Origin of the sequence: Paenibacillus sp. CECT 9249 (assembly GCF_918697855.1) — a bacterium.
Classification (GTDB): Bacteria; Bacillota; Bacilli; order Paenibacillales; family Paenibacillaceae; genus MSJ-34.
Genome location: NZ_CAKKLI010000036.1, coordinates 1 through 14828, shown reverse-complemented (window position 1 = coordinate 14828; position 14828 = coordinate 1). Strand labels below are relative to the sequence as shown.

Genomic DNA, 14828 nt, shown 5'->3' with positions numbered 1-14828 from the left:
AAGCGAGTGGAAGCTATGACAACGTTGTTACACCCGAATTTTCTCGTTAAGGCGGGAGATTTAGAGTTTACGTTTCTGAACAGCGGCGATATCCGCGAAATCAAGCATAACGACACGATGATCAATCAATGGATCGCGAATCCCGTCGACGGATCGCTCAACAATATTTACCTTCGCGTCCATCGCGGTACGGGAATCAAGGTCGTTCCGTTACTGGGCGTTCGCTCCGGGAGCGAAGTGCGTTATACCGATACGCAAGTGATCTGGGAAGGAACGGCCGAATCGCTGTCATATCGGGTTACGTTCACCTTGACGCCGCGGCGTATTTGGTTCTGGGACGTTCAAATCGAGGGCAGCGGCGCGGAAGCAGACATTCTGTACGGACAAGACGTCGGGCTTGCCCATAAAGGGGCCGTACGTTCCAATGAAGCGTATATGTCGCAATATATCGATCACGCCGTGTTCGAGGACGCAGCGAAAGGGTACGTCGTATGCTCCCGCCAGAATCAGCCGCAGCAAGGCGCGTTCCCGTATATGCAGCAAGGCTCTCTGACGAAAGCGATCGGATATTCAACGGACGGATTCCAATTTTTCGGCCTGACGTATAAAGAATCGAACGAACCGGCCGCACTCGGCAAAGAGCGTTTGGACAACGAAGTGTACCAATACGAATTTGCTTATACGGCGCTGCAATCCGAGCGCGTTGCGGTGAATGGGATAGCGCAATTCGTGTTCTACGGCTTGTTCCGTCCCGACCATCCGCAGGCGATGACATCTCTGGAATTCGAAGCGGATGTGACGGAAGCGTGGAACCAAGCGAATGACGTGGGCGAGCATGCTTTCACTCCGGTTGAACCGGTACATCTTAACGCGAAGATCGGAGCCCCGCTGCAAACGGAGGCGATGACGATCGACGAGATCGATCGGTTGTTTCCGGACCGCCGTCAGGAGGAACGCCAAGACGGAGAACTGCTCGCTTTCTTTACCGGGACGCATGAGCATGTCGTGTTGAAAGCGAAAGAACTGCTCGTCGAGCGCCCGCACGGCCATATTGTCATGACGGGAAACAATGCGCGGCTGAACGAGCAAGTATTAACCTCGACTTCCTATATGTACGGCATCTTCAATTCACAGTTGGTTGTCGGGAATACGTCGAATAATAAAATGATCACCAACGCCCGGAACGCTCTCAATGTGATGAAAACGTCGGGACAGCGCATCTATGTCGAACGGGACGGCCAATATCGTCTGCTGACGATGCCTTCCATGTTCGAAATGGGCTTCAACTACTCGCGTTGGTATTATAAAACGGCCGACGATACGCTTGTCATTACGAACTTCACGACAGTGGATACGCCGGAAGTTCATTTGCAAGTGCGCTCCGAGAGCGGCAAATCGTATCGTTGGTTGGTCACGAACCAAGTGTCCATGAATAATAACGAGTACGATGCGCCGTTCCATATGAAGCAAGATGGTTCGATGCTGACGTTTACGGCCGATGCGGCGTCGGACAGCGCGAAGACGCTTCCTAAGCTCTGTTACCGCATGCAGGTCGCCGGTTCCAACGTGTCGGTGAAGGACGAGAGCGCCTTGGCGGCCGGAGTCCGCTCCGGGGAAGCTTCCCTTGTTGTGCTTGAACTCAGCGAGAGCAGCGCTTGGGCGATGACCGTGCAAGGGTCGATCCATGGCGAGGCAAGACCGTTCGTTCCCGTCGACGCCGACGCGGAGGCCGCCCGCTACCGGGCATTTTACGAGAAGGTAATGAACGGCTTCCGGCTTTCCCGCCGGAACGGGACAGCGGAGGAATTCGACAAAGTCAACGCGCTCGCCTGGTGGTATACGCATAACATGCTCGTGCATTATTCCGTGCCGCACGGATTGGAGCAATACGGCGGGGCGGCATGGGGAACGCGCGACGTATGCCAAGGACCGACGGAATATTTTCTGGCGACGCAAAAATACGACGCAGTGCGCGAAATTTTGCTAACGGTATACAGCCATCAATATGCGGATGAAGGCAATTGGCCGCAGTGGTTTATGTTCGACCGGTATTATCGGATTCAGCAGGAAGAAAGCCATGGGGATATTATCGTCTGGCCGCTAAAGGTGTTGAGCGATTATTTAATCGCAACGCGGGATTACAGCATTTTGACGGAACGGGTTCCTTATACGGACCGACATAGCTTCGAGTTTACGGAAGAACGGGCGGCGATCTCCGATCATGTCCTCAAAGAAATCGACTATATGAAGCGGAACTTCCTGCACGATACGTTCCTGTCCTCGTATGGCGACGGCGATTGGGACGACACGCTTCAGCCCGCGAATCCGCAACTGAAACAATATTTGATCAGCAGTTGGACCGTCGCGCTGACGTACCAAGTATTCCGGCAATTATCGGGCGCGCTCGCGCAAGCGGACGAAGCATTGTCCGCTCAACTGCGGGAGCTTGCCTCCGGCATTCAAGCCGATTTCCAGCGGTACATGCTGCAAACCGACGTCATCCCAGGGTTCGTCTATATGGAAGAGCCGGGGCAAGCGAAGTTGATGCTTCACCCGACCGACGCCGAGACAGGCATTCAATACCGCCTGCTGCCGATGACGCGAAGCATCATCAGCGAGTTGCTGGACGAGAAGCAGGCCGCGGCTCACTACGATTTGATCAAGCGAGAGCTGTATTGTCCGGACGGCGTCCGGTTGATGAACCGTCCGGCCCAGTATGCCGGCGGCGTGAGCACGCATTTCAAGCGGGCGGAACAAGCGGCGAACTTCGGCCGGGAAGTCGGCTTGCAATATGTGCATGCGCATATTCGTTTCGTCGAAGCGATGGCGAAGCTGGGGAAAGCCGAGGAAGCCTGGAAAGGGCTTGAGACGATCAACCCGATCGGACTGCGGGATGCGGTGCCGAACGCGGAACTCAGACAGAGCAACGCTTACTTCAGCAGCTCGGACGGCAAATTCAACAACCGTTACGAAGCGCAGGAACGATTCGGCGAACTGCGCCAAGGCAAGGTGGCCGTCAAAGGCGGATGGCGCATCTATTCCAGCGGTCCGGGGATTTATATGAACCAGTTGATCTCGAACTGCCTGGGCATTCGCCACGAAGGCGATGATCTGATCGTTGATCCGGTATTGCCGCAGGACTGCGACGGTTTGCAATTCGATTTCAAGCTGAACGACGTTCCGGTACGATTCGTATACCGCGTCAGCGGCCAACCGGTTCGCAGCGTGACCATCAACGGGCAGCAAGTGGAAGCGAGCCGAACGGCCAACCGTTATCGCCAAGGCGGCCTACGCATTCGCGGCCAGGAATTGGCCCGCGCGCTGAACGCCGATGCGAACGAGATCGTCATTGAGATGTAAGGCCTTCGCCGGGGCGCCGCCCCCGGGGGGGCTTGCGGCTTGACGGGCGGCGGCGGGTATGTGCGGACGGTTGTATGAGATGCGCCTTGAGCGGACGCCGAGTCTATGGTGTGGCTTGAGCGGACCCTGCTTGGGCGGGTCGGGCAAGGGTCCGCTAATACTCGAACCTTTTGATATCCGGCGGATGAAGTCCCCTTCTCGGTCACCACTGGTCGCCCATTGGATAACATCCAATTGAATTGGCAATTTTTATGTAAAATCTGCAACCCCAATGGAAAACATCCAATGAACCGAACCTTATTTCTCGTATTCGGCCGCGTTTACGAGAATTCCATTGGATAAATTCCAATGAAAAGCCGTTTTACGAGTCGGAAAGATTATTCTATTGGACAAAATCCAATGGACGGATGTAGTGCACAAGGAAACTTTCACATGTAAGTGCGTTGAAAATGGATGGAATTCGTCGGCGATCTTTCGAGATCGCCGTCAAATTTGCTATAGTAAAGAAAATGGTGGAAATGAACGATTGGAGCGGGTGTTGTGGTCAGTATTAAAGATATCGCCAAAAAGGCCGGGGTCTCGATCTCAACCGTATCTTATGCGTTGAACGGGAACCCGAAAGTAACGGAAGAAACGAAAGCCAAAATTTTGGCGATTGCAAAAGAACTGAACTATGTGCCGAACGCGGCGGCCAGAACGTTGAAAAAGCAAGAAACGAAAATTATCGGCGCGTTCTTGACCGATTTCAGCGGCGCTTTTTACGGCGATTTGTTGCAAGGAATGAAGGAAGTATTGAACAAGAACGGCTACGATCTCATCGTATGCAGCGGCTCGCAATCCCACCGCCTTCTCCCGGAGAAGATGATTGACGGCGCTATCATTTTGGACGGATTCTTCGCCAGCGAAGAACTGCTTCAATATGCCGACCGAGGCCATAAACTAGTCGTGCTCGATCGGGAATTAAACCACCCGAACGTGAATCAAGTGCTGCTCGACAACAAAGCGGGCGCAGGCCTCGCTGTTGAATATTTAATCGAGAAAGGCCATCGCAACATTTACGTCGTGTCGGGCCCGAAAGATTCCTTCGATTCGATGCAGCGCATGCAAGCGGTTAAGCAAACGATTGAGAGGAACCAGCCGATTCGCTTCACTTCCATCCAAGGCGATTTTACGAAATCGACAGGCGAGGAAGCCGCCCGGCAAGTGATCGAAGAATATACGGAACCGGCGGCCGTATTCTGCCTGAACGACGAGATGGCCATCGGCGTCTACGATACGGTCGTTCATGCCGGGCTACGGGTAGGCGAACAAATCCACATCATCGGCTTCGATAATATCGAGCTGACCCAGTACACGCATCCCCGCATCGCAACGATCGATTACTCCAAGCGCAAATGGGGAGCCATCGCCTCCGAACAATTGCTGAAGCTCATCGCCGGCGAGGAAGTCGAACATGAGCGCATTTATGTCACACTGGTTCCCGGCGACTCGGTACAATCGGTATAGTGATGAACGATGATATGAGAAACCCGCCGCCGTAGGCATCCAGCCTGCGTTGCGGCGGTTTTTTGCAATCCATGGCCCATTTCCCGAAGACGCGGTAATCGTCTTTTTAATTGCGGTAGACGGCCTAATCCCCTCATATTGGACAAAATAATAGTGAGTACTCACTTGACTGCAAATTCAATCTAAGGTACGATGAGCTTGCGAAAAAAAGTAATTACTCACTCTCATTAAAGGGGGTACACGTGATGAATACAGACTCGAAAATTTGTATCCAAGCCCGGGACGTCTTCCGGAAGTTCGACGATAAGGAGGTGCTTCACGGCGTAAGCCTTTCGGTTCGCCATGGCGAGATTTTCGGGCTGCTCGGTCCCTCGGGATCCGGCAAAACCACATTCGTCAAATTGATCGCAGGCATTGACGAGGCGACAAGCGGACGCATTGAGGTGCTCGGCACAGCAATGCCGAAGCTGGAAATGATGAATCGCATCGGCTACATGGCGCAATCCGACGCGCTATATACGGAGCTGACGGCCAAAGAAAACCTGGAATTCTTCGGCGCACTATTCGGACTGCGCGGCGGGAAACTGAAGGAGCGGATACAGGAAGTCATGGAACTCGTCAATTTAACCTCGCACATCAAACGCTCCGTTCGCGCTTATTCAGGCGGCATGAAACGTCGTTTGTCCTTGGCTATTGCGCTGTTGCACGAGCCGGAAGTCCTGATTCTGGACGAACCGACCGTCGGCATCGATCCAGTCCTTCGCAAATCGATTTGGGATGAGCTTCAGAACTTAAGCCGCAAAGGAAAGTCAATCATCGTCACGACCCACGTGATGGACGAAGCCGATAAGTGTAATCGTCTCGGCATGGTACGCGATGGCAGTTTGATCGCCGTAGGGACGCTGGACGAACTCAAAGCGAAGTCCGGCACCGCCAATATCGAGGAAGCATTCTTGTACTATGGAGGTGTTCACGCATGAGAATCCGCGCCCTGATTGTCCGTATCATCCGCCAGTTCATTCGCGACAAACGCACGATGGCTTTGTTGGTCGTTGCTCCGCTTCTAGTCTTGTCTATGATTTACCTTGTGTTTAACGGCGATACGTATCAACCAAAGATCGGTACGATCCAATTGCCGCCTTCTATTGAACAAAGCCTTAGCGCACAAGATGCCGATATTACGGCTTACCATTCGATAGACGAGGCGGAGGATGCGCTTGCAAACAGGAAAGTTGATGCAATCATCTCATTGGCAGACTCCATTCCCCATGTGAAGCTGGAGGGCAGCGATCCTTCCAAAAACCGCGCGGTTATGATGCTCGTTCAGAATGCCATGCAAGCGCACTTCTCAGCCCCGAATCAGGCCGGTACACCTGCCGCTCCGGTAATTGATTATCTGCACGGCGGCCCCGACATGTCATCCTTTGACAACTTCGGCCCTGTATTAATCGGATTGTTCGCTTTTTTCTTTGTCTTCCTGATTGCCGGTGTCTCCTTTCTCAAAGAACGTACCAGCGGAACGTTAGAGCGTCTCCTGGCAACTCCGCTGCGCCGCTGGGAAATCGTAGTCGGATATATGGCGGCTTTCGGCATCTTCACCGGCTTGCAATCGCTGCTTATTGCGGGGTATACAATCGGAGTATTGGGCAGCTTAATGGCAGGTTCCTTCTGGTACGTCCTTTTAATTATGCTGCTCTTATCGATTACGGCGCTCAGTTTAGGCACTTTCTTGTCTGCATTCGCTGAAACGGAATTTCAGATGATTCAATTCATTCCGATTGTGATCGTACCGCAGGTGTTCTTCTCCGGCTTGTTCGATCTGGACACCATTTCGCCCTGGCTTCGCTGGCTGTCCCATATCACCCCGCTGAAATATGGCGCTGACGCGCTCCGCAACATTATGATCCGAGGCGAAGGCTGGAACTCTATTGCGGTGGATGTCTATGTGTTGGTTGGATTATCGCTTGTGTTTATGGCAGCCAATGTGCTTGCGTTGCGTAAACATCGGAAGATATAGTAACCTTATGGAAAAGCTCATGTATGTGCAAGTGAGAGGGGAACGTAATCATGTCAGATCAGAAAAAGGAACAATGGCTGATGGACTTCATCCGCTTCGTTGAGGATGACGACAAGAAGAAAACCGATAAACAGGTTAAGATTATCGAAGCGGCCATTGAAATTTTTTCGGAGAAAGGCTTCGCTGCCACATCCACCAGTGAAATTGCGCAAAAAGCGGGTGTTGCGGAAGGTACGATTTTCCGACACTATAAGACAAAGAAAGATCTCTTGCTATCGATCGCCGGCCCTATCGCGGCTAAATTATTCGCTCCGTTCCTCATGCGCGATTTTGCCAAGCTGCTCGACCTCCCATATCCGCGCATAGAAGAATTTTTTCGCGCCGTACTCAGGGACCGCCTCGAGTTCGCACGCAATAACGTGAAGCTGATCAAGATTCTGGCTCACGAGGTGCCCTTTCAGCCGGAACTGATGGAGCAAATAAAAAGCATGGCGACGGATATCGTCGTTGCACGCGTTGACAAAGTCGTGCGGCATTTTCAGGAACAAGGCCAGATAATCGAAGGGCCATCCTGGCGTGTCATTCGCTCCACCGCCAGCCTCTTCCTCGGCATGATCATCTTCCATGTATTTTTGGCGCCGGAATTTCCTTTCGACGAAGACGAGGAAATTGAACAAACGATCAACATCCTACTATACGGTATTTCCAAACGAACAGAGTAAACGCGCTCACCGAAGCAGTCAGCGAACAAGCTCCGCCCGATTTAGCTCCCGACCCAGTATGGACGGGGGCTTTATGCTTTTTCTTCCTGTTTGCCATTCATTGCCGTTCAACTGATCTTGTCGCAGTGCGTCATATTATTTCCCGAGCAATGATTTAAGTTGTTGAGATTGCAGGTTTCGGTTTTTTGTCATGCAACTTTATAGTTTCTTATGCTTGACAAGCAACCTTCGAGTTGCGTATACTTGAACTATGAATTGGGACAAAGACGCTATATTTAAAGCTCTTAGCGACTCGACTCGGCGTCTTATGTTAGACGAACTCTCCGAGCGCAACGAGCTGACGTTGTATGAACTTACGGCACGTCTTATTATGAAGCATGACCTTTCCATTTCGCGACAGGCGATTGCGAAACATCTTTCTGCATTGGAAGATGCAGGGCTCGTAAAATCAGAAAAAAAGGGGAAATATCGCATCATTATATTCAACAACGAGCCGCTTAAAAATTTGCTGAAAGGATGGGTAGAGTAATTTTAAGTAAAAATTTCTGACGAATGTATGGGGTTTTCCGATTGGAGCCAGATTGTTAACAGAGCGCCAACGTCGTAACTATCAAAGGAGGCAAAAAACAGTATGAAAATCGTCGTTACCAGTATATTCGTACAAGATCAAGACAAGGCACTGGAATTTTATTCGGAAAAGCTGGGGTTTATAAAAAAGGAGGACGTTCCCGTCGGTGAATTTAGGTGGATAACGCTTGTTTCTCCCGATGAACAGGACGGTACCGAGCTTTTGCTCGAACCGAATGACCATCCTGCCGCCCAAGAGTATCAAAAGAAGATATTTGCCGATGGCATCCCAGCAACCATGTTTGGCGTTGCAGATATTCATCAAGAGTATAAAAGATTAGTGGAAAACGGCGTGAAGTTTACTATGGAGCCGACAATAATGGGCGAACTCACAATAGCTGTCTTCGACGATACATGCGGCAACCTTATTCAGATTGTGCAGAAGTAACTTCACGCCTAGCACTAACGACTTTAAATAACTTATATGTTAACCCTGTCCTATATTAGGGCGGGGTTATATTTATATACATTTTTATGTCTGATTGCCAACGCCTAGACGAACGCCGAATCGGAAGTCGTTTCTTCCCGCAGCGACATCGCCAAATGTTCAACAATGTCCATGTATTTTTTCAGAGTATATCGGTCCGTAAAGCGGCCCTCGATGAAGTAAGACAAATCCTCCCGATTGAAAACAAACAGAACCCGATCGTTACTTTGTTTAAACTCGATCTTCGTCCCGTCGCTCATGGACAAGTCTTCTGCGCCCTCCAGATGATTTTCCGCATTGCTTATCGTCATATCCATGACCTTCTCGCCGTCGTAGGGACCGTATAGGATTTTTCGGTCGGCTGTTTCCTTCTCTTCGTCCGGAATACCAACGTTCGCCCCTTTCTTTTCCGAATAAGTTATAACTAAAGCGGAGTGGTCCCCACTCGAGTTGCCCTTTCCATCGACTAGCGGAAAATGAACATGAACATAGATAGGAACCAGACCGTCAATCTCCGGGATCTCGGCATCGATGCCGTACTACCTGATTTCTCCGTTCAAGTCCTTTACATCCGTTTTGACTGGTGTGCAGCCGATCAAGCCGATAAATACAATAAATATGATCAACCATCTCATTTGGGTCGTCCCCTTCGTTTCCTTTGTTATTCAGGTTTATTTATTTAACGAAGGGAAGAGGAGAAAAATAACGATAAAATAAAATGATGAGGTTTGAGTAATGTGAAAAAATTAATGAGGTGCACGTAGTTATCCAGGACTTTCATGTAAAGGGAGGTTCATCCCTGCTTTCATTCCGTATCTGTATGCTTCCGGTCGCGATCTACAGCTTCTTTGATATAATCCCTTGGCGGAATCTTATGATTAATGTCGATAAGCAAACCTATAATAACAACCAAAAGTGCAGCGATCACAATATTTATTTCTTTCTCCCCCTTCATCATGACTCATTACTTTCACCGATATCACTTTGAAGTGACCTTTATGATCGATTTGTCCTGAGTGATGCCATCACTTCCTAACGCCTAAACAATAATTCCTCATCCCAAGCAAGAATTTTGATTTTCGTTGGAGTTTGTATTTTGAGAGATTGATCTTGACAACCCATAAGCATCATCGTTGCAATACAACAGTTTTTTGTATATAAAAATTACCTATGTAAAACTTAACGGAAGCTTGAATTATCAATAAAATGACGATGAAATAAACAGGTTTTTTTTAAACGACTGACCCAAATACTCATACTCAATTTCTACAGATTGAATTTTATTGGAGTCTTGTACCATTAACGCATAAGTGTAGTTCATCGAGCCATCGCTTTCTTTCACAGAGGCTTTTTTAATTCTCACATCTTCCAATTCGTGAAAAAAGCTAACACTCTCCTTGTCTTCCATTGCAAAGAGAGCATCTGTTGCATTTCGAACTTGAATTTTTACGTAATCCGGTTTCTCCCCATGATTGACATAGGATCAGCTTCTTCATCAATTTACACCCTTTTCTTTAAAAAAAGTAACCATCTGCTGGGTAGGTAACTAACATGTTTCGATTGGTTATTTGCTTGAATCCGACAAAATAACAGGAGTAACCGTTATTTCCGCGCTGCTGTTCGAGGCGTCCGCCTTAAAATCTTGTTACCCGCTTATCTGGTGTCTTGCCTCTACAGTTCATTGCTATATAAAAGACGATTTTCATTACCGTATATTAAGACATTCATTTTTTTCGTTGGTTTGGGATTGGGACTGCTAACAATGATGCCTCTCCTGTTCTCAATCTCTGTCTCTGTTGGCGTTCCATCGAAATCAACGATGATCTTCGCTGCATCGGCCACGAGTTGCGAATCGTTCAGGAAAATGGCGATAAATGAGGGATCTCGATCACTGCCTTTATACGGAATGAACGTGAGAGGATTATCGTTGCCGGTAGTGCTAGAATTTATAACATGTTCCTTTTTAATATTTTCATAGGAAATGAAGGAAACGGTATTGCTAAATTCCGTCCCGTGCAGTACAACGGCCGTATCCTTAAAAAAATGAATGTCTAACGGAGTAATATCCTCCGATCTCAAAAAATCAATCAATTGTTGCTCCGTAGGTACCGAATAATTTGCTACCTTTGAGCAACCTATGATGAAAATAACGCATAACGCGACGATGCTCAATTTTTTCATGAAACTTCACCTCTGCAATCAATTTGGCCCCGGTGTTTCATTGCATGAAATTTATTTTATAAATCCTACGGCATAACCCTGCTTCACCGCTTCAAGGCGAGATTTAACATGTAATTTCTTATATATTTTTGATAAATTCGTCTCAATCGATCTAACGCTCAAGTGCAATTCTGCGGCAATTTCCGAATTCGTGTATCCATTCGATACACATTGTAATATTTGCTTATCCCGATCCGACAAATGTTCCATCCCTATGACCGGATCTTCCGATTTTCTGGAGCGATATGCGTCCACTAGCCAAAGGGGGATGACCGTATCGCCATCGAGAATACTATACAGTAATCTTCTTATTTGCTGCGGATCGGCACTTATAACGAAAACTTCGCTAACGCCAGCTGCCAGCAAATCATTATAGAGGTGATCATCTTCCTTATCGATATATGCTATGATATGCAGATCGGAATAATTTATTTTTATATTTCGTATGATATGTAAATTCTCATGAAACGGTACGGTTAAATCGGCTACTATGAAATGAGGATTATGTACAGTTATCAATTCCGCCGCCTGCCCAACATTCTCAACGATATCCACTACAGTAACATGATCAACTTGTTCTAAAATTGCCTTCATTCCTATACCTATAGCATGAATTGGCTCTGCAACGATTATATTAATCATTTCGTTCATAGCAAAAAGCCCCCTATTTAATTAATTTTTCCCCTTTATTAATAAACGTAAGGAGGTCACAAAAATTGATGAAAGCTTTTACGATACGAATTATTTTTTCCGTTGCTTTGCAATAAACTTATATATCTTTTCTGTTATTGAATCTTCACCCGCTATAGAGAAAATCTTGTTAAAGTAACAGGGATGTTGAGTAACCGAGCTAATTGCGACGCTCGGCAAGCCGAACGGGACAAGGGCTGAGAGGTAGGCAAAAAGAATCTTTTCCCCCAGAAAAGGAAAGGAAACATCGCTTCCCCCAAAAGAAACAAGGGAGTGGCTGTCATCTGTGGGCAAGAGGATATTATGTAAGTACCGCCGGGATAAATAAAGATGTCATTCGTGAATACATCCAGAAGCAAGAAGAAGCGGATACCATCGAAGACAGGTCAGAAAAGCAACCTCTTTTAGGGGTAGCCAGTAATATTGGCTGGCGAAACCGCGCCTTTAAGCGCAGCAAAATACCATGCCCCTTATAGAGGCGATATCAAGCCACCCGTTGAACGGGTGGTCCTGACTGTCAATCTGTATAGTTTGTGCCGACAATCTCTGCAAGCTGCTCTTGCGTAAAGCCTTTCAACTTCTGCAAATATCGAATTCGATTGGGTGCTGCTGTTCTTCGGATTTAGTGCTGGCAGAAAGCCGTCAAGGGCGTATGCAACCCCCTGCATGGCCCGCCCCTTTAGCGTCGGGGGAGGGGGCGTGTGCAGAGGGCGCAAGCCCTTCACGTTCCCCCGTTTGGGGGCGAAGGGGAGCTGTTCGGAGTTGTGAGGTTATGCTATGATTATAACCATAAACTATTACGTAACATTCAATAGTAATTTCGTCGAGCAATTTAGCGCGACACTTGTGCAGCGTGTATAAGTGAAAGACTTGTTTATGTACGCCAGCCAATGGGGAGATATTTTAAAATCGCAACAGCAATTGGATAACGGAAAAGACCAGTTGTTAAAGGCGAAATTGAACCAGCCTATCCAGCTGGATCTCTTTAGCAGCTCCTTAAAAGTCTGATCAACTGCCTTAACTGATATAAAAAAAATGATAAGGTAAACTATGACGCTAGCAAAGCGTTCGGCCCCCATCGGGAAGCTCAATTACAAACGGTAGCTTAAGTCATTCACAGCTTAATAACTCATTCTGTTCCAACGCTTATACACATGTTGATCTTTGATGAACAAATCACGGATAGGCTGGGAGAAATCATCACCATAAGGGCATCGACCCGGGGAGATATGGGAGGGTTAACCGCAAGCTACATGTGGAGATCCATATGCGGCCATACGCTTTTAAAACGAGGTGACTACCACCTCTATTCCGGCAACAGGTCGATCCCATATATTCACTCTTCGTCAAATCTTATCCTCAAGCGCTTCGTACGTCAAAGATAAAAACATGCGAATTAGTGAGAAAAACGGAGAACATTAATTTATTGAGGGAGGGAGGTTTACGATTGATAGGTAAAAAATTATATTATGTCTCTTTGGGTATGGTGATTATTTTTTTGGCGATTATAGCCACTATTGGAGTTATTAATCATGAAAAAAATGGTTGGTTTTTCATAGTTGATGTCTTTCAATATACAACTACCTATATACTTCCTTGGCTTATTTTGATCGTATTATTATTAATTTTAAAAAGCCAAAATAGACGGTAAATTACTGAAAGTCTTTTTGTAAACTCAAAAAGCTAGTAAATAATGGTCAAGCCCCTATTTAATAGACATAAAAAAAACCTGGGATGCAAGCTGATGTCGGTATTCAACCGGCGTCAGCTTATTTAGTTTCCCCTGTGCTCGCCCTCTTTGATTTGGACTGTCAGCATGAAAATTCCGTTGAAGTAGATTCTCCGCTATTCTCCCGTCGAATACAGTTGTAATGTTTAAATTTTTGGCCCTTAATCGCCATTAAAAATGCACCCCTTATAATTCATCGGATTAACCAAGGGGGTTTTCCAATGTCCATTATAAGGGGTGCGCGGAGCTTTTCCTTAGATTTTAAATCAATAAGCGTAGTCGTAACCAATCAGTGTTTCAGTTGAATCATTTCCGTTTGCGATGGAAATGCTGAAGGAACCATCGCTGTTCAGTGTTATACCGGATATAGTTGTCTTATTCCAAGTGTGTTTATAATAAGTTGAAGCGTTGCCACTTGCATTCGCAAATGCGCTTGAATAGGCTAACTTAACGGCAGCTCTGCCAAAGTTATTGGCATATTTCGCATATCCATCATTTCCAAGACCAAAACCTACTGATTTGTCTTGGAACAAGAACATTGCACCGCTGTTACTACTTAAATTGCCTACACGATTAGTTACTTGAGGTGCGGAATAGTCTCCACCGTGACCACCGTTAAAATTGCCGGGTGCATCTGAGTACATCGGTTGCATAAAGAATGATTCTAGTGCTGCTCCATTAGTGCCACCATCTAAATTAATCCCTATAGTATCTACTCCTCCAATATTACCAGTGGGATTTCCAATGCCAAGCCAGTTTTTGGCTTCGTCAAACCAGGCGTTATCATTCGTAAAATGAAAGCCACCCCAAATTTCGTATCTTTTATTAACAGAATCATACGTGCCAAATGGTGTAGTTAAACTGACATCTGATGCTGACGTTGAGAGGATGCTAGCTTGTCCCTTTTTAGGAGCTCCTAATTCGTAATAAACAAGTTCATTTTCTTCTAGGAAGTCAAAAAACTTCTCGGTAAAACGTTCCTCTTGGCCAGATGCTATTAAAGACAAATAATCATCTTTCCTTCTTTCTCTAGCCTCATAGTCTTCATTGTTTAGAGTTTTATTATGGGACTTTGTTAATTCCATAATAAGTGGTTTTACATTCTTTCCTTCTTCATACTTAACTATTTTTCCTATAGGGTTAATGGTTGTGTCTGAGCTAATATCAGCTATGTTCTTGGTGTAGAGGGAAACCTCGGGGGAAGTCTTTTCAGCTGATATATTAGGAGCTGCAATTGAAAGTAACAATACACCAGTAATAAGTACACTGAGTAAATTTTTTTTCATAAAGCATTCCTCCTTTAAATTTTGATAGCGCTACCACCTTTATAATACCTTATTTTCCCAACACCATGTCCACAAACTTCCATGTGGAACTCCACATATTTTCTGATGTGGAACCACGTAAGAAAAACGCCTGACGGCGTCCTTTAAGTTCGTGCATCTCCGTTCATACGTACCAAAGTAAGCTGGGGTATGGGGATCTTCTTCCCCTGTCCCCAGTCTACTTTTTCACATCATTTATCCTGTA

The 14828-nt window shown here is 47.0% G+C and carries 14 protein-coding genes; 9 read left to right on the top strand and 5 right to left on the bottom strand.

Going from position 1 to position 14828, the window contains the following annotated elements:
• The first annotated feature begins 15 nt into the window (after positions 1-15).
• From LQ229_RS20040 to LQ229_RS20010, 7 genes are all read left to right on the top strand, one after another.
• On the top strand, positions 16-3360 hold the full coding sequence (locus LQ229_RS20040) for a cellobiose phosphorylase (protein WP_230192683.1): 3345 nt from the start codon (positions 16-18) through the stop codon (positions 3358-3360).
• A gap of 540 nt (positions 3361-3900) precedes the next feature.
• Positions 3901-4866, top strand: coding sequence for a LacI family DNA-binding transcriptional regulator (locus tag LQ229_RS20035; RefSeq protein ID WP_230192682.1), 966 nt, complete (start codon positions 3901-3903; stop codon positions 4864-4866).
• A gap of 245 nt (positions 4867-5111) precedes the next feature.
• Entirely contained in the window at positions 5112-5846 is a 735-nt protein-coding gene (locus LQ229_RS20030) for an ABC transporter ATP-binding protein (RefSeq protein ID WP_230192681.1), read from the top strand.
• Positions 5843-6883: an ABC transporter permease gene (locus LQ229_RS20025; RefSeq protein WP_230192680.1), complete on the top strand. Its 1041-nt coding sequence runs from the start codon at positions 5843-5845 to the stop codon at positions 6881-6883. Before LQ229_RS20030 ends, LQ229_RS20025 begins: the two co-directional genes overlap by 4 nt.
• Positions 6884-6933: 50 nt before the next feature.
• Positions 6934-7605, top strand: coding sequence for a TetR/AcrR family transcriptional regulator (locus LQ229_RS20020; protein WP_230192679.1), 672 nt, complete (start codon positions 6934-6936; stop codon positions 7603-7605).
• Positions 7606-7855: 250 nt separating this feature from the next.
• Positions 7856-8134 carry a metalloregulator ArsR/SmtB family transcription factor gene (locus tag LQ229_RS20015; RefSeq protein ID WP_230192678.1) on the top strand — a complete coding sequence of 93 codons (279 nt, stop codon included), beginning with the start codon at positions 7856-7858 and terminating at the stop codon, positions 8132-8134.
• A 102-nt stretch (positions 8135-8236) separates the two neighbouring features.
• A complete protein-coding gene (locus LQ229_RS20010; protein ID WP_230192677.1) occupies positions 8237-8620 on the top strand; it encodes a VOC family protein in 384 nt (127 codons plus the stop codon).
• 104 nt (positions 8621-8724) lie between these two features.
• Here the strand turns inward: LQ229_RS20010 and LQ229_RS20005 are convergent, their stop codons facing one another.
• The 4 genes from LQ229_RS20005 to LQ229_RS19990 form a co-directional block, all read right to left on the bottom strand.
• Positions 8725-8976: a hypothetical protein gene (locus LQ229_RS20005; RefSeq protein ID WP_230192676.1), complete on the bottom strand. Its 252-nt coding sequence runs from the start codon at positions 8974-8976 to the stop codon at positions 8725-8727.
• An 881-nt stretch (positions 8977-9857) separates the two neighbouring features.
• A complete protein-coding gene (locus LQ229_RS20000) occupies positions 9858-10067 on the bottom strand; it encodes a hypothetical protein (protein ID WP_230192675.1) in 210 nt (69 codons plus the stop codon).
• Between the two features lie 263 nt (positions 10068-10330).
• The gene (locus LQ229_RS19995; protein WP_230192674.1) at positions 10331-10840 is read right to left on the bottom strand and encodes a hypothetical protein; all 510 of its coding nucleotides are present in this window, start codon (positions 10838-10840) and stop codon (positions 10331-10333) included.
• Positions 10841-10891: 51 nt separating this feature from the next.
• Positions 10892-11530, bottom strand: coding sequence for a response regulator transcription factor (locus tag LQ229_RS19990; RefSeq protein ID WP_230192673.1), 639 nt, complete (start codon positions 11528-11530; stop codon positions 10892-10894).
• A gap of 203 nt (positions 11531-11733) precedes the next feature.
• On the opposite strand from LQ229_RS19990, the gene LQ229_RS27355 reads away from it, so the two are divergent.
• Positions 11734-12045, top strand: coding sequence for a transposase (locus LQ229_RS27355; RefSeq protein ID WP_356711437.1), 312 nt, complete (start codon positions 11734-11736; stop codon positions 12043-12045).
• Positions 12046-13016: 971 nt separating this feature from the next.
• Positions 13017-13220, top strand: a complete 204-nt coding sequence (locus LQ229_RS19985) for a hypothetical protein (protein WP_230192672.1) — start codon at positions 13017-13019, stop codon at positions 13218-13220.
• 344 nt (positions 13221-13564) lie between these two features.
• Here LQ229_RS19985 and LQ229_RS19980 read toward each other — a convergent pair whose 3' ends face one another.
• Positions 13565-14584: a hypothetical protein gene (locus tag LQ229_RS19980; protein WP_230192671.1), complete on the bottom strand. Its 1020-nt coding sequence runs from the start codon at positions 14582-14584 to the stop codon at positions 13565-13567.
• Positions 14585-14828 lie beyond the last annotated feature (244 nt).